Here is a 27,000-nt window from a genome sequence, read left to right as displayed (position 1 = left end):
ACAGCGAGGCGGCGCAGCCGCCGAAGACCACCTCGTCGACCCGCCAACTGCCCACTGTCAGTGCCGTCGTCCACCATGAACCCATGAACGACACCGAGCAGTTGCTGACAGTCGTCGAGAAGACAGCGCACATCACCCCGCGACGGGAGAACCGTCTCCTCCCCGCCGCACGCACCGCCGAAGACGTGGCCCGTGCGGCGGCGCCCCCCGGCTTTCCCCCGCCGCCGCTGCCCACCGCCCTCCGTAACCGCACCACCGACGGCGGCCGCGGTCCGGCACGCGAGCTGTTGCCGGTCACCGGTGGACCCGCCCTCTCCGGGCAACAGTCACTCGTCGCCCTGCTGGACGGAACCGGCTGGTACGGAGAGGACCTCGACGACGACGCACCGGAACTGCAACCCTGGCCGGACTACAACGCCCGCATCTGAGCCCGCTGTGAGCCCGCATCCGAGCCCGCTGTGACCTGCCGCTCTTTCCGCCCGACCGGCAACCACGCAGGCCTGTGCAACGTCTTGGGTTTCACAACCAGGCGAAGGGTAGGTTCGGCAACATGAGCATCATCGGTTGGATCATTCTCGGACTGTTGGCCGGAGCCATTGCCAAGGTCCTGCTCCCCGGCCGAGACCCGGGCGGGCTGGTCGGCACCACCCTCATCGGAATCATCGGCGCCTTCATCGGCGGCTGGATATCGTCGCACTTCCTCGACCGGCCGATCTCCAACGACTTCTACGACACCACGACGTGGATCTCCGCCATCGGCGGCTCACTGGTGCTGCTCATCATCTACCGCCTGCTCTTCGGGAACTCACGAGAACGTCACTGACGCCCGTCCGCGCCCGGTCCGCCCAGCCCGGTCTCGCGCAGCGTCACATTGAGCCGGCCACCGCTCATACCCGTCGCAGGATCAGCCGTCCCCGGACAGACCTTCGGCACGCCGTGAAACGCGAAGCGTGACGGCCCGCCGAAGACGAACAGGTCGCCGGAAGCCAACTCCAGATCCGTGTAAGGCCATCCACGGTCCTCGGTGTTGCCGAATCGGAAGACGCACGTATCGCCGATGCTGAGCGAGACGACCGGAGCGTCCGACCGCTCCTCCTTGTCCTGGTGCATGCCCATCCTTGCCGCACCGTCATAGAAGTTGATCAGCGCAGTGTCGGGCGCATACGCCTCGGCCGGGTACTCCTCCCCGTACGCCTCGGCCAGCGCCGCCCGCCCCAAATCCACCAACCAGTCCGGGAATTCGGCCACCCGGGCGCCGTTCACATCATCCGCGGTGCGCGAGTAGCGGTACGGCTGCCAGTGCCAGCCCACACAGACCGACTGCACGGACATCACCCCGCCACCCGGCAACACCGTGTGCCGCAGCGGCACCGGCCCCCGTGCCCATTCCCGGCACGCCTCGACCAGCTCGCGCTGCCGCTCCACCGACAGCCACTCCGGCACATGCACCGCCCCCGGCGTCACAGCGGTCCGCGGCCTGGGGAAGAGACCCGCCATTCAGCACACCGCCATTCGGTACTCAGCGCCATTCGGCACCAGCCGCTCTGCGCACGCCCATGGAGCACACGGCCCCTCAGCGCACCACCAGGGCACCTTCCAGTCCCAGAAGCCGCTCCTTGCGCTCCAGACCGCCCGCGTAACCCCGCAGTGCCCCGTCCGCGCCGATCACCCGATGGCACGGGCGCACGACCAGCAGAGGATTGCGTCCGATCGCCGTCCCCACGGCCCGCACGCCCGCCCCGGGCGTGCCGATCCGCTCGGCAATCTGTCCGTACGACACCGTCTCCCCGTACGGGACGGTGTCCAGCGCGCCCCAGACCCGGCGCTGGAACTCCGTGCCCTGCCCCTCCACGTACGCGATGTCGAAGTGAGTCAGCCGGCCCTCGAAGTACGCCCGCAGCTGGCCGGCGATCCCGGCGAAGGCCTTTGGCGCGTGGACCCAGCCGTCCTGGACGACCGCGGCACCCTTCTGGCCGGGCACGGAGAGCGAGGCGAGCGCCACACCGCCCGCCTCGGCAGCTGCCTCCTCGCCGACCAGCAGCAGTTCGCCCAGCGGGCTGTCGACGGTCGCGTACATGGTCATGGCCGGTCCCTCTCTTCCTCCGTACAGGGCGACTCCGTACAGGGCGACGAATCACCCAGCCACCCGAATCGCGCGAATTGCCCGATTCATCGCTCCGTACCGACAAGTCTGTGCCCGCCCGCTCCCTATGACTGGCGGTATTCGGACATCGCACCCGGAGGTGCGAGGCCGGCCGGCACATGCCACGCCGCCCCGACCCCGCGCCGCGCCCGGCCGGGCGGCCGAATGACCTAGCGGTAGTTCACGAACTGCACGGCGAAGTCGAAGTCCTGCCCCTTCAGCAGCGCCTGCACGGCCTGCAGGTCGTCGCGGCTCTTCGAGCTGACCCGCAGCTCATCGCCCTGGACCTGCGCCTTGACGCCCTTCGGACCCTCATCGCGAATGATCTTCGCCACCTTCTTGGCGTTCTCCTGGGAGATGCCTTCCTCGATCGTGGCGAAGATCTTGTACTCCTTGCCGGACAGCTGCGGCTCGCCCGCGTCCAGCGACTTCAGTGAGATGCCCCGCTTGATCAGCTTGGACTGGAAGATGTCGAGGATCGCCTTCACGCGCTCCTCGCCGTTCGCCTCCATCAGGATCTTCTCGCCGGACCAGGAGATCGAGGCACCCGTGCCCTTGAAGTCGTAGCGCTGCGAGATCTCCTTGGCGGCCTGGTTGAGGGCGTTGTCGACCTCCTGCCGCTCGACCTTCGAGACGATGTCGAAACTGGAGTCGGCCATGACGTGTGGCTCCTTGCGTCGTATGCGGTGGGTACAGGGCAAAGCCTAGCCACCGCCGACCGCCGCGAGCACTGATCAATCAGGTGGCGGAGCACCCCCGGTCATCAGGTATCGTTTACGTCGTCGCCAAGGAGCCCCGGTCAAACGGAGTTCCAGCGCGTCGTTCGAGGCGGTGTGCCCGAGTGGCCAAAGGGAGCAGACTGTAAATCTGCCGGCTCAGCCTACCCAGGTTCGAACCCTGGCGCCGCCACAGAACGGGAAACCCCCGCTGACCTGCTGACACAGCAGATCAGCGGGGGTTTCTGCATGCTCCGGATGCGTTTCGGGGAGGGGACCGAAATGGGCGGCTTGTCTCACTTCCTACCGCCGGTATCCCGCCTCTGATCAGGTCGTGTCCCCCACCTGTCCCCCGGGGGACAGGTGGCACCCTCACTCCGGTTCGTTCCACTCACGCATCGCCGCATCGATCCGATGGTTGGCACGCTCCTGCGTCTGTGCCAGCACCTTCGCGTACACCCGGAACAGAACGGCGATGGTGTGCCCCGCCCGCCGCGCGCACTCCATCGGATCCACCCCGGAACTGAGCCAGAACGAGACCCCGGCGTGGCGGAGATCATAAGGACGGCGGGCGAGTAAAGACGCGGCCTCCTGCTCGGTCAGCACGTCTTTGCGGGCCCGCGCCCAGACCTCGCCGTATCCAGTCTCCTGGAGCAGCCCCCCCACGGCTCGTCCGGAACAGCCGACCATCCGGAGCGACGCCGTGCGTGGCGATGTGCCGGCGCAGCAGCCGTACGAAATGCGGCGGGATCGGTACGGGACGCGAGTCCTTGACCGCCCGCGCCTTGGTGTCGCATCTCGTGCGCCTGCCCGTCGTCGGTCCAATTCCGCCCGGCCCGAGTGGCCCCCTGGCGCAGCGTCAGAGTGCCCCATCCCGTTTCCGGCAGGTGGCATTGCTCGCGGCGAAGGGCGGTAGCTTCGGCCGGCCGCATGGCCGCGTAGTACAGGCACCCGAAGAACGCCTCCAGGTGCGCGCCGCGCGGCACCTGCTCGCGCACTCCCTTGAGCAACGAGCGGGCCTGGCGGGGGTTGGCGACGCTGTCGGGGTCGACCTCCTCGGCGGACTTCGGCGCGGCCCACTTGACGGTCGTAAGCGGATTCACGGGCGTGGTGAAATACCGCTCTTCGACGGCGAGCCCCAGCACGTCACTGAGGCAGGCACGCTTGCGCCGTGCGGTGCGAGGCGCGGCCGGCTTTCCATCGACCTTCAGCCCCAGGGCGTCCAGTGCCACGCGGACCGTGGCTGCGTCTTCGAGGGCGGAGACCGGTAGCGAGTTCTTGGCCATCCATTGCAGAGCGCGGGCGACATCCTCAGGTGGTTCCTCGTCCCACCGGTTTCGGTTGTACGCCCACCCGTACAGGGCGCGCCGCAGCAGTGCGGCGTCGGGCTTTCCGACAGTCGACTTCACCAGAGCTGGAGTGATCGTTGCCAGGGCATCCGAGTAGTTCTTGCGGGACTTGGCCGGCGCCGTCGTCCACTTACGGTCGATGTATGCCCGGGTGTGCTCGTACCAAGTGATCGAGCCTTGAAGGGCCCGGAGCTCTGATGTCGGCAGGCCCTTGTCGTCGTCGAACTGCTCGCCGCGCCGAACGGCCGCCATCAGCTCCGAACGGCGCCCGTCGGCCTGAGCCTTGAGCTTGTAGCTCTTGGAATGCTTGCGCTGCCCGACCACCCAGCGCACCCGATAGGGCTTGGGGCGGTCCGGACGCGCCTCGATCGCATAGAGGCGCACGTCGTACGTAAGGGGCATGACTCTCCAGGAACAGGCCGAGGGCCCGCCGTATCGGCGGGCCCTCGGGTGCGTGCATTGCATCGGGTCAGACGGCAGCGCGCTGCTCGCAGCGCTCCCACCAAGCGTCCAGGTCAGCACGGCTCACGCGGAGTTGGCCGTTGGGCAACTTCTGGATGCGAGGGGCCTGGCCGCGGGCGCGCATGCGGTAGAAGGCGGCGCGGCTCATGTCGATCTCTTCGAGGACTTCAGGGAGCTTGAGCATCTTGGGGTGTGCCACGGTGCGACTCCTTCGAGGCGTCGATCTTTTGGGGGAGTGACGGGGTCTTCGGGCATGGGGCTTGTCGGGAGTCCGCGTGTGTCCGAGGCGTGGATTTCTGCGTCATTGCGTCATCAGCGTCACTTAGGCTTCTGACCTGTGGTTTTGCTTGACGCACTAGCTAGGGCGTGCGTCATCGCAGCGTCATGGGGTGCGTCATCGGATGACGCAGATGACGCAGGATGACGCAGAGGCCGCTGTCTACGTCATGGCTTTGGCCGCAGGTCAGGGGCCGTTTTTCGGCCTGCATGACGCAGGTGACGCAGCGTCTTCCCTCTTAGGACAAAAGAGGGGGCGTCTGTTGTAGTTCGGTGCGCCTCAAGCGTGAAGAAGGAGCCGCTTCGCGGCGCGACCTTCGGGCAGCGTTCCGCCGAACAGCAAGAGGAGCACGCCTCTGCTCCGAAGGGATCGGCAATGGAAGACCGCACGCGCTAACCGTGATGCTCGACACCGCGCGTAGCAGCAAGCGGGTGGCCCACTGACAGGCTCGGTGGGCCAACCGGCAAGCCGCGTCGCGGGTGTGTCGGCGGCTGACCCTAGGGTGCCCCCGTGAATGTGGATGATCTTCAGTGGCAGTTGAGCAACCTCGGCGGCGTCCTGCCGCGGATCGTGGACGAGATCCTCGAACGCGGCGGCCTGGAGGCCCTAGTGGAGGCGGCACGGGAGCGTGAGGACTGGTTCTGCGCTGCTGGTGCGGTGCGGGGGTTGTGTGCGGTGGGGGAGTTCGGACGGGCCTGGACGGTGGTGGAGCCGTTCGCGGCCACCGGTTGGCAGCCGGCGGTGCGGGCGGGCGCCGACGTCCTGTTGCGGTGGGGCCGCGTCGACCAGGCGCTGGAGCTGGCGCACCCCAAGAGGCCGCAGGAGAACGCGGTCGACGCGTGGCGGGACTACGCCGAGGCGCTGGTCCGGGCCGGGCGGGTGGACGACGCGATCGGCGTACTCGGCCCGCATCTGCGCGGCGGGCGCCTGCTGGGGGCCCTGGTGGAGATGACCGAGGGCCAGGGATGCGACGAGCGGGTGTTGGAGCTGCTGGCCCCGATCGCCGAGGAGTTCCGGCACGACCCGAAGCAGTGCGACGACTTGTGGGGTGCCCTCCCTGCACAGGCCCGGGTCTTGGAGCGGTCCGGCCGGGCGGACCAGGCAATCCGGCTGCTCGGCGTGGACATGGCCGCACGCCGGTACGGGCCGCAGAACAACGTCAAGTTCTATGCCGAGCTGCTGGCCCGACACGGTCGGGTTGAGGCACTTCGCGACCTTGCCGACACCCAGAGGTACGCCGCCGTAAGCCCGTACGTGACGGCCCTGGAGAATCTGGGCCGAGCCGGGGAAGCGGAGGCGTACCTGCGCGACCTCATCGCCGCCAAGCATCCGGGTTGGCACGAGAGCACACTGATGGGACTGCTCATCCGTCAGGGCCGGGTGGACGACGCGATCGAGGCGGTGGAGCACACGTTCGACGACCTCTACGACGGGAACCTTCTCCAGGCGACCCTGATCGTGCTCGCCGACCGGGGCCTGCACGACAGAGCCCTTGGACTCACGGAAGGGCGCAGCCCCGAATTCCTGGCGGAGAACGATGAGTTCTGGCTCCGGTCCAACCGGTGGTGGCTGATGGGAGAGTCGGGACGCGCCAGGGAGGCAATCGCGGAGATCCAGGCGTTGCCAGCCGACAGGGTCGAGGACCGCGAGCTGACCATCGCCTGGCTGCTTGCCCAGGACGGCCGCGTCGAGGAGGCCATCGCCCTCCTACGCCCATTGCCCGGCGAACGGGCCGCGACCGACCTGGCCGAACTACTGATCCGGCAGGGCCGCCTCACCGAGGCTATTGCCGTCATCCCCGACGTGGCCGCCCAACGGGAGGAGAAACGACGCCACCGGCCCGGCAGACCTGAGCGACCGAGCAGCCAGTAGTTCGCATCGAGAAGGTCACCAGCGCAGGTCCCCGTGCCACTCTCGTGCCAGAACGGGCGGGGAATCAGGGGGCGCAGGGGGACGCGCCGCCGAATCTACCCAAGGCAGTGAACCCGCAGGTCAGGCTTGTAACCACCTCACCTCGCTCCCAAAGCGGGTGTCGCAGGTTCGAATCCTGCCGGGGCACACGGCTAAGGGCCAGTTCAGAGGCTTGATCCTCTGGAGCTGGCCCTTGTCGTGATCACGGCCGTGCCACACCCGTGCCACAGGCTCGGTAGTTCGAGCCGTCAGGCCGACTGATCGTCGCTGCCCCACCGCACCCGGAGAACGTGTTGCCTGGAACCCGACGTCGAGCAAGACGAGGGAGCCGATCGGGCTTGTTACGGGCAGGCAGGAGCCAGCCGCATTCGCGGCTGGCGTACGGCTCCCTGGCCATGCTCGACCCCAGTCCGGGCGTGCCATCGACCAAAGATCGCGCCGACGCCCACGTGTGTCCGCACTCCCGCCCGAGGCTGGCCTGAGAACCACTACGTTCTCCATGGTCAACGAGCTCTGATCATCAGGTAGCCTGCCGGTTCGCCTAATTGGAACAGTAAGCACACTGGTGGGAACCGTGAACGTCCGTACTCAGATACACCTCTTGATCCTGTTTGCTGTCGGCTTCGGTCTGTTTTTCGGCGGCCTGACGTTGGGAGGGGCGCCACTCGGTCTGCTGGGCTTCGTGATCTTCTTTTTTGTTCTTCAGCCGTTGATTTGGGCGCTACTTCCGGTTTCCTTCCTCATGGCTCCGAAGGGGGCGCAAGCGACCTGCGCCCTGTACCGCGGCTGGGCCGCAAAACTGACCGCTCGCCTCGGGCTGGGAGCCTCCCGCACGGTCGAGGCCGACGCCGCGAGGCTTCGGCAAGGAGTGCGTCTCAGCATGCTCTCGCTTGGCCTGCGCGACGGCAGTCAGACCCTCGGCCACGTGCTCCTGCACCAGTCCTCGGACGGCGAGGTCTGTCTGGCCTGGCGCAAGCGCGGGAAGGGCAGTACTGACCAGCCGATCAACCTTCAGGGCCCGGTGGCCGCACGTCGGGAGCGCCAGCAGCAGAATGGCACACAGGCCCGAATGGGGTACACCGTAGCTGTGGATCTCGGCACCGAGTCCTACTGGCTACGCCCCCACGACGCTGCCCTGCTCGAGCTCCTTCTCGGGAACGGCGCGTCAGTTACCACTGACGTCTCCATTTGACGTCGCCAATGGCTCCGCGGCTGCCCGGGACGGCTCAGGCGATAACGCACGGGCCGGCCAAGCTGCCGCATATTCGTGGATTGGCACCTGAGCGAAGGAGCATCGTTCGTCTCTGATCAGCGCCACGCCGGAAGTCGCAACGGCCTCCGAAGTCGTGCTTGATCGGCGGTGGCTGACATCCACGGCTGACATCAACGTCGTCGGACGGTAACGGGTCCGCACTCATCGACGCACGCAGGCGGAGTCCGGCGAGGTAGCCGTCCGGGGTCTTGTCGTACCTGGTCGCGATGCATGGGCCAGCGGCTCATCGGGTCCGTGAGCCGGGCCGTCTGTGGGCCGTCCGAGGGTGCTCAACGACGACTGACGCTGACAACCGTCGACAGCTAAGTCGCAGGTCGCAGCGTTGATCGATTGGAGGGTTGCAGGTCAGAGACCCGGCCCCTCACTTCTTCGGCTACTGATCGCACTCAGCGGCGCTTGACTCTCAACAAGACTCCGCCGACCGCGCGGTAATCTCCCGGCGGAGGAATGCCATGACAGCGTGGATCATGTTGGCCTCCGGATGCCTGATGGCAGCCGGGGGAACGTTGACCTTGAACGGTTGGAAAGCAGCGCAGTACCGGCATCCCCGGAAGGCTGGTTGGGGTGCCATCGCGATGGGCGGCGGCCTGGCCTTGAACGGAGTACCAAGGCTGGTCGGATGGTCCTATGAAGTGGCCGCGGACCTCGCCACCGTAGCCCTGGTTCTCGTCGCGCTCGGCGCGGTGCTTCAGATCCTCGGCAGGCCCGTGAGAGCTCGAAGCACTACAAACGGGGATACGGACGCACGTCAAGGGCAGCCCGATTCCTGACATCAGCGCCTGACACCAACCGGCACGAACGGCGCTGGTCAACGCCGAACCTCAGCAGCCCGCCGGCCGAAGTACGGAGCGAGCTGACCGACATCGACAGGCCCCCACGATCGGCCTAATAAGGATGAGGCCAGACCTCAAACTCTGTGTCAGTGCGGGCGCCGGCGGGTCTGCCGGGGCTTGTCAGCTTGTGATCAACTTAATTGTGACAGTCGTCGCGCCATACACGAAGACGGCACCACCGATGATGAAGATCCACCCACTATCTTGTTGATGAGGCGCTGCGCGTCCTGGTGGCGCGCGGCAGCTGCATTTTGGCTCGACAGTCCCCGGTAGTCCCGCACGAGGGCCAGCCCCAAACAGAGGCAGAACGCTCCGATGGCGAAGAACACAAGCAGCATCCATCCGGGTATCTGCTCGTTGTCCTGCACCGCCTGAGCGACATCCATCGCGCGATCGTAACGTCCGTCGAGACGCCCGTCATCGCCGTTCAGGAAACTTCCCGTGCCACTCTCGTGCCAGAACGGGCGGGGACTCAGGGGGAATCGGGGCGCAAAGCGGAGCACGTGACGAGGTCCCGCTCAGATACAGAGTCCGCAGGTCACAGTCCGGACCGCCCCACCACGCTCCTAAAGCGGGTGTAGGCCCACCTGGCTCTGGCCGGCTCAGGGGGCCAACCGGGGGGCCAAAGACAGCAGCCTTCCTCGTACTGCCTCGGACGACTACGGACAGAGCCTTGCGCGCCATCCCTGGTCAAACAGCAGGCGCACAAGGCCACTTGAGTCCGTGATCGCGTTCGGGACGAAGAGGTCGGCGGTTGGTGCGTTCGGCCAACCTGCGGCCAGGAAGCCAGCGTTGAGGCCCTCCCGGTTCGTACGGCCAGGTCGCAGGCTTGCAGGGACGCTTCACAGAACGGTCTTGAAAGCCGTCACTGTGCGAGCGCGGTAGAACTTTCCCTACTTCATCGAGCAGCGCGAGCGCCTGTCGAGGGTCAGGCACCGTCGCGGGGTCCAACTCCTCTTCCACCTGCTCAGGCGCCTTCCACTGGACCTGGGGGAGAGGGTTCTGGGACAGAAGCCCGGCGTCGACCGCGTAGCCGAGCGCGTTGTGGAAGATCGCTCGCTTCCTGCGAATGGTCGAAGCGGATGCCGTGGCGCGCCGCGACCACAGCCACGGCGGCCATGAGTCCGGCCAGCGGCAGGAACGCTGTGAACCGGTGGGGGATCAGGACTTGGTCGACCAGGTTCTTGAAGAGCCACACCGAAGCGACTTCACCCGCGGACCCCGCGATGAGGAGGACGACACTCGCGGCGAGCCGGTACCGGTCGGGGCGTGCCCACGGCCAGAAGCGGCGGAACGCGTCGGCCGAAGACACGGCCGCCGCAAGGGGCACTGGACTGTCCTCGGCTGCCGGGGCCACGGGCTTGATGTGAGCCGAGTCGGCGGGTGTCGCGTCCGCCAAGCGGGGTCACCTTCTCGGGGAGGGAGCCGGGTGGGGGCATGCGGCGGAAGGGGGGCGACGGACGGGACGCGCCGTCGCCCCCCGATGACGATCCTCGGGTGAGGCGGCGATGCTTAGTAGCCGCCGCCGTAGCCGCCGCCGTAGCCGCCGCCGTAGCCGCCGCCGTAGCCGCCGCCGTAGCCGCCACGTCCGCCGTAGCCGCCACGTCCGCCGTAGCCGCCACGGCCGCTGTAGCCGCCACGGCCACCACCTCGGCCACCGCGGCCACCACCTCGGCCACCGCGGCCACCACCTCGGCCACCGCGGCCGTTGAAGATCGAGAAAGCGCTCATGACGTACCTCCTGTGTGACTGGATGTGCCGGAAGGACTTCGCAGCCCATTGGTTGCCTGAGATCGGCCCCAACGGCACCGAAGACATTCATGCAGCTGGGGTGGGACCCCTTGGGCAATCCGGCGTGGACTGGGGTGATCGATCAGAACCCTCTATGAACGTACCTAGATCAGCCTAAGAGTGCTCGTTCATGCACAAAAAGTGACAGCCCTCGTGTGGGTGTGTGACACCTCGGCGGATGTCTCCCGAGGGCGGTAGAGAAGCGACCCAGTTCGCGGCGCCGCCACACGGCTGCCGAACCTGCCTTTGAGGCTGTGAGATCAATGCCTGACGTGAACTCAGTAGCCCTTCACCAAATACAGACTGACGCCACATCATGTGTCGTAGGACGGGATGCGCCGTTGACCGCCGCCCGCTATGGGACCGCGCTCGGGCAGCATCGGAGCGGGGTGCCACGACCCTCGGACACGTGATCGGAATGGTCGGGAATCGCGGCAGCCATTCAGGTGACGTGACCACCTGACGAACTCTGTCGCCGGAGGACATCGAGACCGCTGGTCTGACTGCAGTCTTTGACGGCAACACCGGTGCACCCTGCCGTACCAGGAAAGTCGATGCCGGACGCTGCGCAGGACGCTAGCGAGCCGCATACCCGGCCCTTGGGCCGCCGGAAGGAACTCCTAAAGCGGTGTTCCTGGGGCCCCTTCCCCCAGGTGTGCCCCAGGAGCATCTAGCAACGGAGAAGCCGCAGGTGAGAGGGGCTAACGGGAGCCCTCTGTAAATCTGCCGGCTCAGCCTACCCAGGTTCGAACCCTGGCGTCGCCACACGAACAAGAGGGTCTGTGACCAGCGGAAACGTTGGTCACAGACCCTTTCGCTTTGGGTGGGGCCGATAGTTCGTTATGGGGCCTTTGTCTCACCTTGTCGCGCCAGATCTCGCGTGGTGACCAGCTTGTGTGGGGCAGGCGTGGGGAAGCGTTCAGCCGGGCTACCTTCCCTCCCGCAGCGTTGCTTCGATCCGGACGTTCGCCGTCGCCGCGGCACCATCCAGACACTTGGCGTAGACGCGGAACAGTACGGCCACGCTGTGGCCGGCGCGTTGCGCCACCACCTGAGGTTCCACGCCCGAACTGAGCCAGGTCGAGATTGCCGCATGACGTAGGTCGTATGGGCGCTTAGCCAGCGAAGAACTCCGTTGGGCACCCAGTGCGGCGGGCTGGTCCAGGACACCGGGTACGAGCGGATGCGGCGACGAGCGGCACTGGCCGATTCCAGAGATCCCAATCAGCGGAAAGACAGTCAGCGCGAGTGTGCGCCCGTGCATCGCGTATGCGCCTCCCGCCCCCGGGCGACGGGTGGGAGTGTGCGTGAGGTCTCGAGGTATCAAGGTCGGGAGGGGGTATGCAATGGCATCTCAGTCCAAGTGTGGCGCTCGTACCAAGGCTGGAACATCGTGCCGAAGCCTCGCAGTGATCGGCACTTCTCGTTGCGCCAAGCACCAAGGTTCCTGGTCTTCCTACGGGGTCGCGCAGCGCAAGGAGAAGGAGGCCAAGGCGAAGAAGCGCCAAATCCGCAAGAAGCGGTAGACGCCGCGAGAGACCGTTGTCCAGTCTCATCCACAGTCTCGTTCATCGCCGTTCGTGGCCGTTCGGCTTCCCAGCGACCCCATCTGTGACCTGGCCGCCGGACGACCGCGAACCAGGGTGAACAGGGCCGTGCAGGCCGCCCAAGGTGTCACCTCTGCCGTGGAGAAGGGGGGCGCGTTTCCCTGCTTCATCAAGGCCCGCGCACGGCGCCTCTACGGCGCGCTACGTGAGCAGGTCTCATCGCAGTCCGAGTGACAGCTGTTGCTGGAGTGTCGAAGGCAGCCACGGGGTTCACGTAGCCTCGCGGCTTGTGGGGTTCATAGGAACGGTGTGGGGCCGCGAGCGGGGCAGGTGGGCACGGGACCAGCTGACCCCTTCGCAGGCGGTGGTCTACGACCGCCTGCGGGATCTGTTCGAAGTGGGCGAGTACGAGGAGGCCGAGGTCGGGGCGAGAGCCTTTGCGGCCGCGTCCCGGCGCTTCTGGGACCGGGGCCCCGTTGTGGAGTGGCTGGCCGGGGCCTTGGCCACGGCAGCGGCCATTGCTCACGGTCGTGGAGTCGAGGTGCTGGCTGAGCTGGACGCCCTGATCGCGGATCTGGAGCGGACGACTGGAGCTGGGCGGGCGTTGCTCTTGGACGTCCGGGTGAACCGCGTGGCGGCCCTCGTCGACCAGGGGCGGTATACGGAGGCAGAGGCTGAAGCGGACGGCATACTGCGGGCCGCGGTCCGTCTCGCGCACCTCACCAAGGTGTGGGGAATCGAGCTGTCCACTTTGGCCAACCTGGCAGTTGCCCTGTGCGGGCAGGGCCGTTACGAAGAGGCGGGGGCCATCGCCCGCGGGAACCTCCCACGCGCGCCGGCGGGCACGGCTGCCACCCTGCACTGCGTCCTGGTAAGCAGCTTGAACGGGCAGGGCCGACACGAGGAGGCGTTGACCGAAGCCCGTCGCCTGACGCCCCTTTGGGTCCGCACCGAGAGCGGGGCCCTGGACATCGGCACGGCTACAGCCCTGCACGGCCTGGGCCGCCACAGCGAGGCGGAAGCCACCGCTCATCAAGCGTTGGACGCCTGCGAGCAGTTCCTGCATCCGCTCCACCCCCGGATCCAGGAAGCCCGCACACTGCTGAGCCGCATTACCGCTGACGGTCCGCTCGCCTGACGAGCACACACCACTCAACCCTCAGGTAAGACCGCACAACTCGGGCCTGGTGGCGTGCCGGCATGCAAGTCCTCTACAAGCTGCGGTGACGGCAGTCTGTGGCGGCGACGTTGGCAGACTGAAGCGGACTTAGCCGCTTCCCGGAGCACGTACTGCGCCTTGCCGTCAGTTCGGCAAGCAGGCGAGCCGTCCAGACAGCCGAACTCCTGAAGCGGTGTTCTCGGGTCCCTTCCCCAGGTGTGCCCCGGGGGTGTCTAGAAACGGAGAAGCCGCAGGTGAGAGGGGCCAACGGGAGCCCTCTGCCCACACGCCCCAACTAGCGAAGGGGAGCCCGTCAGCAAGCTGACGGGCTCCCGCGAAAGATCGAGGCTAACCTGGCATCAGGTCAGATCGTCGGTGTGTCATCGACGATCTCCTTGTGCGGTTCGACAATGAACCTCCAGCCGTCGCTGGGCTCCAGGAACCGCACTCGGGTCGGGTAGATGTCCAGGGCACGGCGGTCCCGGTTTTGGCTGTTCGTGTTCTTCCGCCCCCGGGCCGGCTCCTCGTACAGGTCGACCTTGACGTCCGGCACCGCGACGGTTTCCTCGCTCCAGCGCTGAACGATCCCCGCGCCGAACGCTTCCCGTGCGGCGGAGTAGAGCGACTCCAGGGATTCCTTGTTCCCGTCAGGCACGAAGAGGGCGAGGTTCAGGAGGACGCCGGCACTCTGGAGAACCTCGATTTCTTCCCCTGCCTCGTCGGCAATCCAGATCCCGCGCTCTTCGACATTGTCCGGGAGAACATGAATTTCCTCACCGAAGATCGTCCTCGCGGTGAAGGATCCTCCCTCGAAATTCTTACCCGGCTTCGTAAGGAAAGCCGGGGCGCAGCAGTCGAGAGGAAGGCCATCCATCTCCGCCGAGACGAAGATGCCGTCCTGGAGGCCCAATTCGGAAACCTCGTCGGCCGTAAGACGTCGAGCCGTAACCTTCTCGGTATTCACGCCATTCCCCTTTTTTCGTGGCGTCCTGTAAATTCATTAGGACTATACCATGAAAACGATCAGCCAATCCCTTTACGCGCGCCTTCGCTCTCACGATAGTACAGTCGACCCTCCGGTTAATTTCTTCCGACAGAACAGCAGGCAAATCCTCTCGTATCGCCAGCGAAACGTAGCCCCCGTGGAGAAATGCGGTGAGGTCCAAGAGGTGACTCGCCGCTTCGGCGGGGTTTTCGGAACTAAGTCAGCCGCCAAGTTAAATGTGAGCGGCCTTGGTCAAATGGCAACCCAGCGACCCAATCGGGCGAACCACGGCAGTCGCCTCTCCGATCGGGCACTTCACGCCTCGCCCCGACGGCCGCCTTCGCGGGGCCGCCATCTCTTCACCCACGGCCCAGGCGGAGTCGCTGCGGGTGAAGCTCGCTATCCGAGCGCGGATCGTTACCCGGCGGCACTCGTTCTGGCTGCGTGAGCCGGAGGGCCGCTGTGGACGCTTGCGATCGCCAGGTGCATGATGAGCGCCCAGCTATTGCAGGGGAGTCGGCGTGGCCGGCAGGGGGATGCGCATGCGAGGCATGAACTTGGGGACGCGTGCGGCCCTCAGGGCTGTACTGGCCTGTGCGGCGCTGGGAATACTGCTGTCGGGATGCGGCCTCTTGCTCAATCCCCCGCCGCCACCGCCCGGTCCGCCTCGAACCCTGTTGACAGAGGATCCGATCGGTACCTGGCGGGACGAGGCGCACGGACGTCTCACCTTCTCTGCGGACGGAAGCTTTATTGCGACTGACGTCTGCGGCGACTACTCGGCGACCGGGGACGAGATCGTGGGTGTCGAAGAGCCTCTCACCATGACCGGAACGGGGGCATGGGACCTCTTGACCTGGGATCCCGAAAGGGCTGATGGGCGAAGGGTCACGACTGTACGGATTGAGTTCGCCGAATGGTCCGCCGATTATGACGTGGGCGGCACAGTCGAGTCGCCCAAGCTGTGGGACGACGAGGCTGGACAACGCCGAGTACTGCATCCTGAGCAAACAGCCTTGAGAGCGGTGCTCAGATGGACGGGGTCCTCCAGAGATGCCGCTCGTCGAGCGTGCCGAACCGTACGTTTCCGCTGTCAAGGTCTACGAGGATGGGCCAGCAATCCAGAAGCTGTTGCCTCGGATCGCGTGAGGCGAGGTATTGAACAGAGTTGTAGGGGGCGATCAGAAGCCCGTTGCTCTCCCGTACCCGTTCTGCATCGATGGCAAGGGGCGGTTCGTCGTCGCGCTGGCTGCGCTCAAGAAACGAGGCCGCCAACCTCAGGGCTTCTGCTGGCTCCATCATGTGTCTCCGATGCGTCGGCTGCCCCGCGGGGCACCCCAGGTCAAGCGGGTTCTGACGTAGCGCTCTGCAACTCTTGGTGGGGCCCTGTGGGGTCGGCGTGGGGCGCCACATCCAGCGACTGAGGAAGTGCCTGGTCCGCGGGCACGTTGGGCGCGGACTGCAAATCTGCCGGCTCAGCCTACCCAGGTTCGAACCCTGGCGCCGCCACAGAACGGGAAACCCCCGCTGACCTGCTAGCACAGCAGATCGGCGGGGGTTTCTGCATGCTCCGGACGCGCTTCGGGGAGGGCGGCGCTGGCGGAAGCCCGCCGCGTGGTGAAGCCAGGCAGGCTGGTCGCTGCGGCTGCAATCAACCGTTATGCGTCACTCTTTGAGCACGTCACGTACGCCCACCTTCACACCGAGCGGATTCATGACTCCGTCTCCAAGATCTTTGGGACGGCTGTCTATGACGGGGTACGGGGTTCGCCCTGTCCTACTTCCACCGCGCCGAAGAGCTTGTGGCTGAGCCGCCTGCCTCCGGTCTGACGGACATGCAGGCCTTCGGTATCGAGGGGCCCGCGTGGTCTCTTGTAACGGCGGCCGAGCAACAACCGGGCGAGGGGCCCATGGAGTACCTGATCGCCTCTGTCATGGCGGCAGCGTGCATGGCAGAGGCGTACCCGGAGTTGCTCGCCGCCAGCTCGCACCTACTGGCCGTTGGCACGGCCCCCGCTGACATCAACGGCTGACATCAACGCTGGCGCACACCGGCAGCCGGACACAGCCACGCCAAGGGCCATGCGCGTGACTGTGGAGAGGCGGGGGGAGGGGCTGCATTGGCTGCGCACCCACCTACGGACCAGAAGGTTGCAGGTTCGGATCCTGCTGAGTGCACACAGGTCAAGGACCTGGGAGATCGTCCCGGGGCCCTTTTCGCTGTACTCCGTGCTGAGATCAGCCCCCGAGCGTCCTGCCGGAGAGCGCGTGTTCAGTTCTCGCAGATACGGCGCGCCTTGGCCACGAGTCTGTGGGGCAGTCCCGGCCCCGCGCACGCGTAGTCGATCAGCAGGTCCCGGTAGGAGGTGCTCGCGAGCTCCGGAGCCAGGATGATCAGGGCTCGCAGGTCGTCAGACGAGCCGGATAGGCGCGTGCGATAGGCGGCACCCGCCGCGCGCAGGGAGACTTCCCGCGGTTCGTGTTGCAGGCCCTGTTCGACGAGACCCACGGCGGCGGCGAAATCACCCTGCTCGGCGCGCACGTCGGCAAGGTCCAGATAGAGGGACCAGTTGGCAGGGTCCAGGGCCAGGGCGCCTTCGAAGGACACCGCAGCCTGGTCCAGGTCGCCCATTGCACGCCAGGTGCCCGCGCGTGCGACCGCAGTCCACATGACCCGATCGACGGCATCGCCACGGTCGCACAGGGCGAAAGCCAGCTCGTAGCGGCCGCAGGCACGGGGCAACCGGGCCACGGCGGCCAGCGACTCCGGCACGGGACTCCGTTCGGACACCACGTCGATGGCATGGAACCAGGGCGTGAACCGCTCGCGCATCTCGTCGGTGTCCAGGTTGTGGCCGTAGTCCAACGTCCGCAGACACGCCTCCGCCAACGCCTCGGCACTCACCGCGCTGAGGAACCGCGCATCGCCGAACCAGGGGGCGGTGCCCCACGCCACGTCGGGCCGCGCCCCCGTGACCGAACCGAGGGTCATTACCGCGTCGTCCATGTCCCCGTCGAGGAACAGGAAGTACGCCTGTGCCAGCACAGCGCTCAAGGACCCGTCCCCTTCGAGGCCCTCCTTAAGCTCCGAGCGACGGTCCCGCCACAACTCGGCGAGGGCCGCATAGGGCTCCGGGGCCGCCGGCGCGGAGGCTATCGCCCCCACCAGGAACTCCATGGCGCCGACCGGGCTTCCGCCGCAGTGCGCCATCACACCGGCGAGAGCGACTCCCGCTGTCACTGACCGACTCGACATCGCCAGAGAATATCCATGGCCAGGGGTTCTGTGGACCGTTCCGCTTGCGCGGAGGTGCAGCCATCAGTGATCCGTGAGTGATGCCAACCCTGACGGCAACGACGGCACACAGAGGCCGCTGATCACCACCGTCGGCGATCACTCCGGGCGGAGGTGACAGCGAACCCTGAGCGTGTGTCATCGAACCTTGAGCAGCACTGCCCCAGGGCTTCCCTTAAGGGCTGGCCGTTGTCATGATCCAGCCATGGCTCACAACAGCTCACCCGTCTACCAGGTGCGCTACGGCTGGGACCTCAGGACCGCTGGAGTCGTCGCGCTTTCCGCCGTCTTCACAGCAGTCCTGCTGCTCCCGGGCGTACCGCTGTTCGCGCAGATACTGGGCCTGCCGCTCTTCGGCGGGGGCGGGCTGTTCATGTCGTACGTGGCACTGAGCCGGAAGGTCGCGTTCCGGGTGGACGAGACAGGGGTGCTTCTTGGAGGGAGCCCCGCCCGGTACAGGGCCACCACCAGCCATGTGCCCTGGGATGACGTCACAGGTTTCGTGCTCTGGCGCCAGGCCGCGGGCGGCGCTTCCCTGCCCTATGTCGGGGTCACCCGGCGGGAAGGCGCTCCGGCCCTCCCGGGAGATGGCCCAAAGGCCCGTGCTGCCCTCAAGTACCTCGTTCCGGTGCCGGCGGACGTCGCGCTGGCCTCACGGGCAGTGACGGGGTGGCGCTTGGACAACGACCGACTAGCCACTGCCGTCGCCCACTTTGCGCCCGAGATCCCCGTGCGTGACCTCTCGTAGTCGACGTACGCCTTGTGCGCGCACCCTACGCGCGGTCGATCAAGATTCGTTGGCACGAAGCTCAACGTTGGATAGCACAGGACAAGTGACAGACGCAGAATGCCACTTGCGCGCGTGATCGCGTTCGGGACGAAGAGGGCGTTGGGCTCTAGGGTCTGCCCGGCGAATCTCGCGACGGTCCGATGATGTGGTCGTTGCTTTGGTCGCAGGGCGGGGAGATCTGAGCAACAACGAGTGGATGCGGCCTGCGTAGCGTCTGCCGCAGCCCTGCGGGTGATGTGTATGTCTGTGGGAGGGGTTGGCCAAGGGGGCTGAGGCTGATCTGGCGCTGTTATCGGTGCCTGCTCAGGAAAGGCGCGGGAGACCGATGACTTTTGGGGCCAGCCCTTGTCTACATTGCGACAACCCGAGCAAGAGCGAGACAGGGAGCGTGCGATGACCACGGAACAGACGACGGCTGAGGCTTTCTCCTACACGTTGGAGCGGACGCTGGAGACTCCTGTGGCAGCGGTGTGGAGCGCCTGGACCACTGCGGAGTCCTACGCACAGTGGTCCTATGCCGCCCCCGGATCCGTCGAGATGGACGTGCGGCCGGGTGGGACGTGGAAGGCGACGATGGTCACCCCGGACGGCGGGCAGTTCCCGTTGACCGGCTCCTACTCCGAGGTCGATGAGAACCGGCGTCTGGTGATCGGCATGGACGTACCCGGGAAGAACGAGCCGACGGTCATGACCGTCGAACTTGCCGAGCAGAGTGCTCACCGGACTCGCATCGTGGTGGCCCAGACCTGCGACACCGCCGGCGAGCGCGACGTCGCCGAGCAGGGCACCACCATGCTCCTGGGAAGCTTGACGGCCTTCCTCAAGACCTCGAACTGACAAAAGCGTGCGCCGCAGGGGCATGAGACGAGAACCCAGCCCGGGGCTTCAGACCCTGTCCAGCGTTCCGCGGCCTCGCGCCCTCTGCTGCGGCTCTCTCACCGCATGGCACCCGCCATAGGCGCATACGCGTCGCCACGGCGGGGACTGCACGGTGGACAGACATCCAAATGGGAGGGGGCACCTCGTGTTCGCATGGGAGAAGAAAGCTGGAGCACTGGCCAGGCGCGCAGAAAATCGCACAGGTGACAGTCAGTTGACGGACGCGGTTGGAGAGGGCCTTGCCGCCGTTGCCTACGCAGTGCTGCGGGGCGGATTCAGTGCTGCTCGGGGGCCGCGCGTCTGGTTGAGCACTCGCTCAATGACTGGCGCGTGGGTGCGAAGCGAGGACATCGTGAGCGTCCGTGTGCGGGAGGCTGCAGACAAAGGGGCCGGGCTCGTCCTGGAGGTCTTCATTCCCGGCCTGGCCACGGCGGATAGGTGGTTGACCGTTGCCACTGGTGAGAGCGAGTGGTTCGAACTGAACGCTGCTGAGGCACTACTGACTCTTCTGGAAGATGCGGCTCGGAGTGAGGAAGACCGGCTACCGGCAGTCTTCGTGACGATCACCGGGGAAGCGGACGACAAACAGGGTCTCGCCGTGGATCGGAACTACTGACGGCAGAGCGGTAGGCGAATGATGCGGACCTGGGAGAAGCCGGGAAGAGGATCCCCTCCCCGCATCTTCCGCCCGCAGTGCCACACCAACTCATGCCAAGGTGTTGACCTGGGCAGATGTCTGGCACGGCAGGTGGTCGCCGACAGGTGCGTTCGGCCAACCTGGGCCAGGATGCAGGTTCGGAAGACGGCACAAGGCGCAAGGCGTCGCTCAGGCTCCGCCGGGCGCGCAGCCGCAAGGTGGGCCGAGGAAGCGTCTTCACCTGGGCAGATAGCATCCCGCGCGATGAGACGTTCGTCGATGGCGCTCACCCCTTTGCGTTCTGTCGCGGTGACGACCCAGCCCGAAAACCGTCGCTGAGGGCCGCCGCACAGTTGGCGTAGTGCACGCGCGGACTCAACAACCAGGGCCTACACCCACCTCCGCGCGTAAGAGGCATACGGGCGATGGCGCACGTCCTCTGAGCGCTGGAGGGGACCGGCACCTCGGTGTTCGGGCCCTGCGGGAACTACTCGCCGATGAGCTCGCGGGGAGAGGAAGCACCTCGGGTGAAACATCCCGCCGCCCCCACCGCATCTAAATGGTGTAGGCGACGAGGCAAGGGGGAGTTCGGCGGATGAGACGGTCCCAGGAGAGCGGCTTCCGGGAGTTCGCGGCGGCCCGCATGGGGCATCTCTTCCGTTCGGCGTGCCTGTTGACCAGCGGTGACACCTATCTTGCCGAGGATCTGGTGCAGGAGACGCTCGGGCGGATGTATGTGGTGTGGGGCCGGTCGTCGAAGCTCGGCAATCCGGCGGCGTACGCGCAGACCGTTCTTGTGCGTGTCTTTCTGGCGCACCAGCGGCGGCGTTCGTCGGGAGAGCGGCCGAGCGACGAGATTCCCGAGGTCTCGGAGACGGCCGCGCAGGGGTGACGCCTCGCTGCGGCTCATGCTCCTGGACGCGCTGCGGAAGCTGCCGGCGAAGGACTGGGCGGTGGTCGTGCTGCGGTACTGGGAGGACCGGTCCGTCACGGAGACTGCGGACGTCCTCAACGTCAGCTCCGCAGCCGTACGTACCCGCAGCACCCGTGCACTCGCCCGGCTGAGGGTGCAACTGGGCGACAGCATCGGAGAGTTCGTCGCGCGCTGATCAGTCCGACCGACTTTTACGAGAAATGGTGGTGGTTTGGCATGTCTGGAACGCAGGAGGACCTGGACGCGTTCGAAGGCGGGCTTGCTGACGCGCTACGCCGCACCGGGGAGGGCTTCTCCGTGGAGGGGCGCCCGCTGGTGGACGGCGGTGTCGTGCGCGGCCGGCGGGGGCTGCGGCGCAGGCGGATCGCGGCCGTGACCGGCAGCGTCGCGGCGCTCGCCGTCGTGGGGTTCGGGGCGTCGTACACCACAGGGGCGTTCGGCGGCGGCTCGGGGCAGGGCGGGGCGGGCGTGGCCACGCAGCCGAAGGTGCAGGAGGCCGGCCCTTCGACGAAGTCGTCGCCCGGCAAGGGGCCGCAGCTCTCGGCGCAGCAGGTGATCGAGAGGTTGGAGGGGCTGCTGCCGGAGGGGAAGGTCAGCGGGCAGGCAGGGCGCGGCACGGCCGACCGGTTCGGGCCATCGGCGCACCTCGTCTTCGACGACGGCAAAGGCAAAGCTGCGATCGGCGTGAGCGTCGGCGCCGTCGACCCGGACGGCACGGAGGCGGAGCAGCAGCTCGAATGCCCCGGCAAGACCTTCGTGCCGTACGACTCCTGCCGGAACGAGACGCTCGCCGACGGTTCGCGCCTGATGGTGTTGCGCGGGTACGAATACCCTGACAAGCGTGTGGACACCAAGTGGTGGCACGCCTATGTCGTGACCCCCGACGGCTACACGGTCGATGTCAGCGAGTGGAACGCGCCCGCAGAGAAGGGTGCCGCCGTTTCGCGGGCCGAACCCCTGCTTACTGCCGGGCAGTTGAAGGTACTCGTCATCTCCGACGAGTGGCGGCCCGTGATGAACGCTCTGGGGAAGGCGGCCCCGGAGCCGGTACAGCAGCCACCTGCGCAGGGGCAGGACGGCCAGGCGATCCTGAGGAAGCTCAAGTCGCTGCTGCCCGGGTCCGCGAAGGTAGCCTCCGAGCGCGGTGACGACGGATACGCGTACGTCGTCGTGAATGACGGCAAGGGCGCGAGCCTGGTGCAGATCAATGTGCAGCCGAACATGTCCGACGTGGAGGGGGAGCTGTTCGGGTCCGGGGCGGAGGTACTGCCGGACGGGACGAAGGTCGTCACACATCAGGGCCCGGGCGAGAAGGGCGGTGCGGGCGTGGTGATGTGGACCGCCGACACCATCCGTACGGACGGCCTCCAGGTCGTGGTGTCCGCGTTCAACTCCGGGTCCCAGAACGCGAAGGCCACGCGGCAGACCCCGGCGCTGACCATGCAGCAGCTGAAGTCGATCGCCACGAGCGGGGAGTGGGCCGGAAAGTAGGGCCGGAGGCAACGCGCCTTCCCCTTCCGGTGGTTCGGGAGGCGGATCACCCTTCGGGGTGTCCGCCTCCCTCTTCGTGTTGCGCAGGTGAGCATTGCGCGACGCTGTTGTCTTGCCCAGGGACCTCGCAGCCGCTGCTGCAAACCGTCGCCACCCTGACGGACGACACCGAAGGCGCCCGCAGCCAAGTGGTTCCGTCTTGGTGCGTGGACAACGAATGAGGCGCTACGGCGGTACTACCTCCAGCAGGGGTTCGAGCACATCCGCACGGTCCGAGAGGGCGACGCCGTGAACGGTGGACCACGCGTCTCAGGGTGGCTCGCGCAGCGACGAACAGCGTCGGCTGAGCACGGCTTCGAGGACTACGCCGCCTGACGCATCGCTGGAGTGGTGAGTGTGATGCAGGGCGTGTCCGGCGGGGCGGTCGGCGGTTCTTCATGTTCCGTGGCCACTGCGTTTGTGTGCCACTCATTCGAACTCGGAGCAGCCCAGACGCGAGCGGAGTCCTCTCGCCTTCCCCCGGCAGGCGGCCCGAGCTGATGGCCGTGCAACCCCCGGGCCGAGGGTGCCGCGGGGCAGACACTCGATGAGGAGGTCCGCCTCTTCCAGATCCTCGTCGTTTACACTTTCGCCGTCACGCATAGTGAGACATCACGTGGGCAGGGTAACTGAAATGCTGCGTAAACCGTGGCGCCCCCTTGTGCTCGGGGCAGCGCTGATCTTCGTGCTCATCGCGGAGTCGGCTGCGATCGTCGCCCAGCAAGAGCAGATCGACGAGCTGCAGACGCAGCACATCGACCTCCAGGGACACCTCGTCGAGCCCAGTGCCTCCGGTCCGTCCGGCCCCCCTGGTCCGTCTGGCCCCCCTGGCCCGCCAGGCGAGGACGGGCAGGACGGGCAGGACGGGCAGAACGGGCAGAACGGGCGGGACGGGAGGGATGGGCAGGACGGCCCGCCGGGCAAGGACGGGAAGGACGGTCAAGACGCTGCAGCCGAGCCGTCACCGACTGAGACCCGGAGTCGCCGTGGGGAGGCTGACGACAGAACCCTCCGGGGCGGCGCCTCCGTCACGCACTAGAAGATGTTCAACCCTTCCATGACCGGACGGGGGCACTCGCAGTCACGGTGCCGGCGAACCGTGAGGTCGCGCTTCGCCTCAAAAACTTGGGGTCTGTGAGGTCGCCGCGGGGCAGACACTCGACGAGGAGGTCCGCCTCCTCCAGGTCCTCGCCACTTGAACTTTCGCCGTCACGCACCGCGAGGAATGATGTGAGCAGCGTAAACGAAACGCCGCGTAGGCCGTGGCGCCCCCTCGTGCTCGGCGCCGTGCTGATCTTCGTGCTCGTCGCGCAGTCGGCTGCACTCGTCGCCCACCAAATGCAGATCGACGATCTGCAGACACAGCACATCGACCTCCAGGCGCACCGCGTCGAGCCCAGCTCCCCCGGTCCGTCCGGCCCCCCCGGTCCGTCCGGCCCCCCCGGTCCGTCCGGCCCCCCCGGTCCGTCCGGCCCCCCCGGTCCGCCCGGCCCCTCCGGCCCGCCAGGAAAGGACGGCAAGCCCGGGCGAAACGGGGAAGACGGTCATGTCGGTAGACATGGTCATCAGGGCAGGAAGGGGAGGGACGGCCAGGACGGGTAAATCGCTGCCGCCGAGCCATCGCCGACTGAGACCGACCAGAGGATGTTCAACCCTTCCATGACCGGACGGGGACACTCGCAGATACAGACTCTGACCGGGTTGGCCCGCCGTGCGCCGCCGAACTGGTCGGTGGCGCACTCTTCTGGCTGTTTGTCAGGAGGTGTTGAGCCCGGTGAGCGCGGCAGATCTATCGGGTCGCCCGCGCTGGTGAGTGCGAGAGGCCCCTGGCCGGGTTCGCCGGCCTGGGGCTTGCGGCATCCGCACGGCACTCTGTATGCCTGCCGGACGCGCCGGCGCGTCCTTCCTGTCCGACAGCCGGTCAGTGGTTCTCCATGGTGAATGGGCCGCCGCCGAAGGCGAGGTGGGCGAAGCGTTCGCCGATGAGCTGGTGGGTGGCGGGGTCCGGGTGCAGATCGTCGGGCAGCGGCAGTTCGGCGTGGTCGGCCTCGCCGTAGAGGTCGAGGCCGTCGAGGTAGTGGAGGTTCGGGTCGGTGGCGGCACGCTGCCGGACGATGCGGGCCAGCTCGTCCCGGATCACGGTGAGGGTCAGTTTCCCGGCGGCGCTCTGCGCGGGATCGCCGGTGGCCACGAACCGCAGCCGCCCCTCCCTCATCGCGCTGAGGTCCGGGGCGCTGGGTCCGGGCGTGTTCTCGTGGATGGCGCAGTAGATGGGCGAGACGACCAGCAGCGGGGTGGTGGGGTGGCCGTCGCGGATGGTGTCGAGGAAACCGTGGACGGCCGGGCCGAACGCGCGCAGCCGCATCAGGTCGGCGTTGACGATGTTGATGCCGATCTTGACGCTGATCATGTCGGCGGGGGTGTCGCGCATGGTGCGGGCGGTGAACGGGTCGAGCAGAGCGCTGCCGCCGAATCCCATGTTGACCAGCTCCACCTTGCCCAGAGCTGCGGCAAGGGCGGGCCAGATCCCGGTCGGGGTGGCAGCGTTGGAGCCGTGGCTGATCGAACTGCCTTGGTGCAGCCAGACCTTGCGGCCGCTGGGCAGTGGAGTGTGGACGGGGGCATTCGTGCGCAGGGCGGCCAGTTGGGTGGTCTCGTCGTGCGGCAGCCAGATCTCGACGTCCTTCTCCTCGTCCGGCAGATCGGTGAAGCGCAGGGTCTCCACCGGCCCGGGACGGGTTTGTGCGGTCCCGGAGGCCATGTCGATGGTGAGCGTGTCGCCCTCGGTCGCGCCGGCCCGGCCCGCGAGCCGCCCGTCGACGAGGAGCTCGTACACCCCGTCGGGGCGTGGCGGCGCTCCGACGTAGACCCGTTTGGTGGCCACGACGTCCAGCTCGACGGCGGTGGCCCGGGTGCGGAAGGCCAGCCGCACTCCGGAGGGCTGTGACTCCGCCATGGCCAGCTGGCCGTCGGGGATCTGCTGCCGGGCGCGCGCGGGCAACCGGTGGGGCAGTATGCCGCGTTCGGTGCGCTCCAGATCGAGGGCGCCGCGCAGGAGGCCGGCGGTGATGGGAGTGGTGGTCCAGTCGTGCTCGGTGTTCATCTCGTCGGTCTCTTCGATCAGGAGGGTCAGTTGGCAGAGCCGGCCGGAAGGGTTGGTCAGGAAGTGGTGGGCCAGGTGCGCAGCAGGGCGTCGAGCGCGTTGAGGATTTCGGTCCAGCTCTCCTGCGAGTCAGGGGTGCTGTGGCTGAAGCCGCCGGCGGTCTCCAGGCCGACGTAGCCGCTGAAGACGCTGCCCAGCAGCCGCACCGCGTGCGTCTGGTGCGGTTCGGCCAGGTTGTATCCGCGCAGGATCGCCCGCGTCATCTGGGCGTGCCGAACGCCGGCGCTGGCGGCCGCCGTCTGCGGGTCGAGCCGGAACTGGGCCGCGGCGAAGCGCCCCGGGTGCTTGAGGGCGTAGTCGCGGTAGACGTTCGCGAAAGCGGTCAGGGCGTCTCTGCCGGCCCGTCCGGCCACCGCGGTGGAGACCTGGTCGGCGAGTTCCTCCAGGGCGAGCAGGGCGATCTTGGTCTTGAGGTCGTGGGCGTTCTTCACGTGCGAGTACAGGCTCGCGGTCTTGACACCGAACCGCCGGGCGAGTTCCGCGGGGGTCGCCTGCTCGAAGCCGACCTCGTCGGCCAGCTCTGCCCCCGCTCGGACCAGGCGCTCCGTGGTCAGTCCTACCCGTCCTACCCGTCCCATGGTCATCCTCCGAATCGCTTCTCATCCCTGGCATCAACGATTATGCACTTGCCTAATCTGATTAGGCAAATTAACGTGTCCTTTATGAAACCACTGACTGAGCAAGAGATCCGTGCCGCGTTTGTGAACTGCACCAAAGGCGAGGCCAAGCGCCTGACCGTCCCCCGTGACCTGGCCGAGCGGTGCTGGGACGACCTGGACTTCCTGGGCTGGCGAGATCCTCAGGCCCCCGACCGGGCCTACCTCGTGATCGAACTGGACGGCAGCCCGGTCGGTCTCCAGCTGCGCTCCTCCGGCGTCGGCTCCTGGCAGATGCGGCGCAGCATGTGCTCGGTGTGCGTGACCACCCACACCGGGGGCGTCTCCCTGATGGTCGCGCCGAGGTCCGGGAAGGCCGGGCAGCAGGGCAACTCGGTCGGCGTCTACATGTGCAGCGACCTGGCCTGCTCCCTGTATGTACGCGGGAAGAAGGACGCAGGTATCGGCGCACGCCTCCACGAGTCCCTCACCCTGGAGGAGAAGGTCCAGCGGACCGTGGCGAATCTCGCCGCGTTCATTGCCAAAGTGACCTCGTGACCCGACCGCAGCGTGGATGTACCGGGTGCTCCGCAGCGCCACGGCGTTCAGCATCGGGCCGAGCGAGTCGAACTGGTCGTAGTCGACGCCGTCGCCCCCCGCAATCCAATGCCACTTAGATAAGCGGTCTGGTAATCGGTCGTCCACATATGCACAGGGACACGCCCGGGGT

The 27,000-nt window shown here is 67.0% G+C and carries 24 protein-coding genes, 2 tRNA genes and 5 pseudogenes; 15 read left to right on the top strand and 16 right to left on the bottom strand.

Annotation, left to right across the window (positions count from 1 at the left end; genetic code table 11):
• The first annotated feature begins 83 nt into the window (after positions 1–83).
• Positions 84–428: a hypothetical protein gene (locus tag OHA03_RS10730; protein ID WP_267003108.1), complete on the top strand. Its 345-nt coding sequence runs from the start codon at positions 84–86 to the stop codon at positions 426–428.
• A gap of 122 nt (positions 429–550) precedes the next feature.
• Complete coding sequence (locus tag OHA03_RS10725; protein ID WP_030926262.1) at positions 551–823, top strand: GlsB/YeaQ/YmgE family stress response membrane protein; 273 nt, start codon at positions 551–553, stop codon at positions 821–823.
• On the opposite strand, the gene OHA03_RS10720 is transcribed toward OHA03_RS10725, so the two are convergent.
• The 3 genes from OHA03_RS10720 to OHA03_RS10710 all read right to left on the bottom strand — a co-directional run bounded on the left by OHA03_RS10720 (position 817) and on the right by OHA03_RS10710 (position 2,802).
• On the bottom strand, positions 817–1,497 hold the full coding sequence (locus tag OHA03_RS10720) for an alpha-ketoglutarate-dependent dioxygenase AlkB (RefSeq protein WP_267003105.1): 681 nt from the start codon (positions 1,495–1,497) through the stop codon (positions 817–819). The genes OHA03_RS10725 and OHA03_RS10720 overlap by 7 nt on opposite strands.
• A 76-nt stretch (positions 1,498–1,573) precedes the next feature.
• Entirely contained in the window at positions 1,574–2,083 is a 510-nt protein-coding gene (locus OHA03_RS10715; RefSeq protein ID WP_267003103.1) for a methylated-DNA--[protein]-cysteine S-methyltransferase, read from the bottom strand.
• 230 nt (positions 2,084–2,313) lie between these two features.
• Entirely contained in the window at positions 2,314–2,802 is a 489-nt protein-coding gene (locus tag OHA03_RS10710; RefSeq protein ID WP_030926258.1) for a YajQ family cyclic di-GMP-binding protein, read from the bottom strand.
• 168 nt (positions 2,803–2,970) lie between these two features.
• Here OHA03_RS10710 and OHA03_RS10705 point away from each other — a divergent pair.
• Positions 2,971–3,052 (top strand) — tRNA-Tyr (locus tag OHA03_RS10705).
• A 179-nt stretch (positions 3,053–3,231) separates the two neighbouring features.
• On the opposite strand, the pseudogene OHA03_RS10700 reads toward OHA03_RS10705, so the two are convergent.
• Together OHA03_RS10700 and OHA03_RS10695 are read right to left on the bottom strand one after the other, a co-directional pair.
• Positions 3,232–4,610, bottom strand: a pseudogene (locus OHA03_RS10700) (tyrosine-type recombinase/integrase).
• 67 nt (positions 4,611–4,677) lie between these two features.
• A complete protein-coding gene (locus OHA03_RS10695; protein WP_267003101.1) occupies positions 4,678–4,869 on the bottom strand; it encodes an AlpA family transcriptional regulator in 192 nt (63 codons plus the stop codon).
• A gap of 588 nt (positions 4,870–5,457) precedes the next feature.
• Between OHA03_RS10695 and OHA03_RS10690 the strand changes: the two genes are divergently transcribed.
• Together OHA03_RS10690 and OHA03_RS10685 are read left to right on the top strand one after the other, a co-directional pair.
• Positions 5,458–6,819: a hypothetical protein gene (locus tag OHA03_RS10690; protein WP_267003099.1), complete on the top strand. Its 1,362-nt coding sequence runs from the start codon at positions 5,458–5,460 to the stop codon at positions 6,817–6,819.
• A 640-nt stretch (positions 6,820–7,459) separates the two neighbouring features.
• A complete protein-coding gene (locus OHA03_RS10685) occupies positions 7,460–8,050 on the top strand; it encodes a hypothetical protein (RefSeq protein ID WP_267003097.1) in 591 nt (196 codons plus the stop codon).
• Positions 8,051–9,095: 1,045 nt separating this feature from the next.
• Here OHA03_RS10685 and OHA03_RS10680 read toward each other — a convergent pair.
• The 4 genes and pseudogenes from OHA03_RS10680 to OHA03_RS10665 all read right to left on the bottom strand — a co-directional run.
• The gene (locus OHA03_RS10680; protein WP_267003095.1) at positions 9,096–9,350 is read right to left on the bottom strand and encodes a hypothetical protein; all 255 of its coding nucleotides are present in this window, start codon (positions 9,348–9,350) and stop codon (positions 9,096–9,098) included.
• A gap of 581 nt (positions 9,351–9,931) precedes the next feature.
• Positions 9,932–10,363 (bottom strand): hypothetical protein, encoded by a 432-nt coding sequence (locus OHA03_RS10675; RefSeq protein ID WP_267003093.1) that lies wholly within the window; start codon positions 10,361–10,363, stop codon positions 9,932–9,934.
• A 113-nt stretch (positions 10,364–10,476) separates the two neighbouring features.
• The gene (locus OHA03_RS10670; protein WP_267003091.1) at positions 10,477–10,695 is read right to left on the bottom strand and encodes a hypothetical protein; all 219 of its coding nucleotides are present in this window, start codon (positions 10,693–10,695) and stop codon (positions 10,477–10,479) included.
• Positions 10,696–11,683: 988 nt separating this feature from the next.
• A pseudogene (locus OHA03_RS10665) lies at positions 11,684–11,896 on the bottom strand (site-specific integrase); the annotation flags it as partial.
• A 695-nt stretch (positions 11,897–12,591) separates the two neighbouring features.
• Here OHA03_RS10665 and OHA03_RS10660 point away from each other — a divergent pair.
• Positions 12,592–13,440: a tetratricopeptide repeat protein gene (locus OHA03_RS10660; RefSeq protein WP_267003089.1), complete on the top strand. Its 849-nt coding sequence runs from the start codon at positions 12,592–12,594 to the stop codon at positions 13,438–13,440.
• A 385-nt stretch (positions 13,441–13,825) separates the two neighbouring features.
• Here OHA03_RS10660 and OHA03_RS10655 read toward each other — a convergent pair whose 3' ends face one another.
• Together OHA03_RS10655 and OHA03_RS10650 are read right to left on the bottom strand one after the other, a co-directional pair.
• Positions 13,826–14,425 (bottom strand): hypothetical protein, encoded by a 600-nt coding sequence (locus OHA03_RS10655; protein WP_267003087.1) that lies wholly within the window; start codon positions 14,423–14,425, stop codon positions 13,826–13,828.
• A gap of 1,050 nt (positions 14,426–15,475) precedes the next feature.
• Positions 15,476–15,748: a YrhB domain-containing protein gene (locus tag OHA03_RS10650; RefSeq protein WP_267003085.1), complete on the bottom strand. Its 273-nt coding sequence runs from the start codon at positions 15,746–15,748 to the stop codon at positions 15,476–15,478.
• A gap of 91 nt (positions 15,749–15,839) precedes the next feature.
• On the opposite strand from OHA03_RS10650, the gene OHA03_RS10645 reads away from it, so the two are divergent.
• Positions 15,840–15,955: transfer RNA gene (locus tag OHA03_RS10645), tRNA-Cys, on the top strand.
• Positions 15,956–16,039: 84 nt separating this feature from the next.
• Positions 16,040–16,479 (top strand): annotated as a pseudogene (locus OHA03_RS10640) (SAM-dependent methyltransferase); the annotation flags it as partial.
• Between the two features lie 239 nt (positions 16,480–16,718).
• Here the strand turns inward: OHA03_RS10640 and OHA03_RS10635 are convergent.
• On the bottom strand, positions 16,719–17,702 hold the full coding sequence (locus tag OHA03_RS10635; protein WP_267003083.1) for a M48 family metallopeptidase: 984 nt from the start codon (positions 17,700–17,702) through the stop codon (positions 16,719–16,721).
• 244 nt (positions 17,703–17,946) lie between these two features.
• On the opposite strand from OHA03_RS10635, the gene OHA03_RS10630 reads away from it, so the two are divergent.
• From OHA03_RS10630 to OHA03_RS10605, 6 genes and pseudogenes are all read left to right on the top strand, one after another.
• Entirely contained in the window at positions 17,947–18,489 is a 543-nt protein-coding gene (locus OHA03_RS10630) for a hypothetical protein (protein ID WP_267003081.1), read from the top strand.
• 435 nt (positions 18,490–18,924) lie between these two features.
• Entirely contained in the window at positions 18,925–19,368 is a 444-nt protein-coding gene (locus OHA03_RS10625; protein ID WP_267003079.1) for an SRPBCC domain-containing protein, read from the top strand.
• A 376-nt stretch (positions 19,369–19,744) separates the two neighbouring features.
• Positions 19,745–20,026 carry a hypothetical protein gene (locus OHA03_RS10620; RefSeq protein ID WP_267003077.1) on the top strand — a complete coding sequence of 94 codons (282 nt, stop codon included), beginning with the start codon at positions 19,745–19,747 and terminating at the stop codon, positions 20,024–20,026.
• A gap of 616 nt (positions 20,027–20,642) precedes the next feature.
• Positions 20,643–21,156, top strand: a pseudogene (locus OHA03_RS10615) (SigE family RNA polymerase sigma factor).
• 41 nt (positions 21,157–21,197) lie between these two features.
• Positions 21,198–22,472 (top strand): hypothetical protein, encoded by a 1,275-nt coding sequence (locus OHA03_RS10610; protein WP_267003075.1) that lies wholly within the window; start codon positions 21,198–21,200, stop codon positions 22,470–22,472.
• A 183-nt stretch (positions 22,473–22,655) separates the two neighbouring features.
• Positions 22,656–22,847: pseudogene (locus OHA03_RS10605) on the top strand (GNAT family N-acetyltransferase); the annotation flags it as partial.
• Between the two features lie 259 nt (positions 22,848–23,106).
• Here the strand turns inward: OHA03_RS10605 and OHA03_RS10600 are convergent.
• The 4 genes from OHA03_RS10600 to OHA03_RS10585 form a co-directional block, all read right to left on the bottom strand.
• A complete protein-coding gene (locus tag OHA03_RS10600; protein ID WP_267003073.1) occupies positions 23,107–23,283 on the bottom strand; it encodes a hypothetical protein in 177 nt (58 codons plus the stop codon).
• Positions 23,284–23,720: 437 nt separating this feature from the next.
• On the bottom strand, positions 23,721–23,897 hold the full coding sequence (locus OHA03_RS10595) for a hypothetical protein (RefSeq protein ID WP_267003070.1): 177 nt from the start codon (positions 23,895–23,897) through the stop codon (positions 23,721–23,723).
• Between the two features lie 535 nt (positions 23,898–24,432).
• Entirely contained in the window at positions 24,433–25,614 is a 1,182-nt protein-coding gene (locus tag OHA03_RS10590) for a GDSL-type esterase/lipase family protein (protein WP_267003068.1), read from the bottom strand.
• Between the two features lie 56 nt (positions 25,615–25,670).
• A complete protein-coding gene (locus OHA03_RS10585) occupies positions 25,671–26,252 on the bottom strand; it encodes a TetR/AcrR family transcriptional regulator (RefSeq protein WP_267003066.1) in 582 nt (193 codons plus the stop codon).
• An 84-nt stretch (positions 26,253–26,336) separates the two neighbouring features.
• Between OHA03_RS10585 and OHA03_RS10580 the strand changes: the two genes are divergently transcribed.
• Positions 26,337–26,828 (top strand): FBP domain-containing protein, encoded by a 492-nt coding sequence (locus tag OHA03_RS10580; RefSeq protein ID WP_267003064.1) that lies wholly within the window; start codon positions 26,337–26,339, stop codon positions 26,826–26,828.
• Positions 26,829–27,000 lie beyond the last annotated feature (172 nt).

Origin of the sequence: Streptomyces sp. NBC_00154 (genome assembly GCF_026342835.1) — a bacterium.
Classification (GTDB): domain Bacteria; phylum Actinomycetota; class Actinomycetes; order Streptomycetales; family Streptomycetaceae; genus Streptomyces.
The sequence above is the reverse complement of the archived record's forward strand: the minus strand, read 5'-3'. Positions and strand labels throughout refer to the sequence as shown.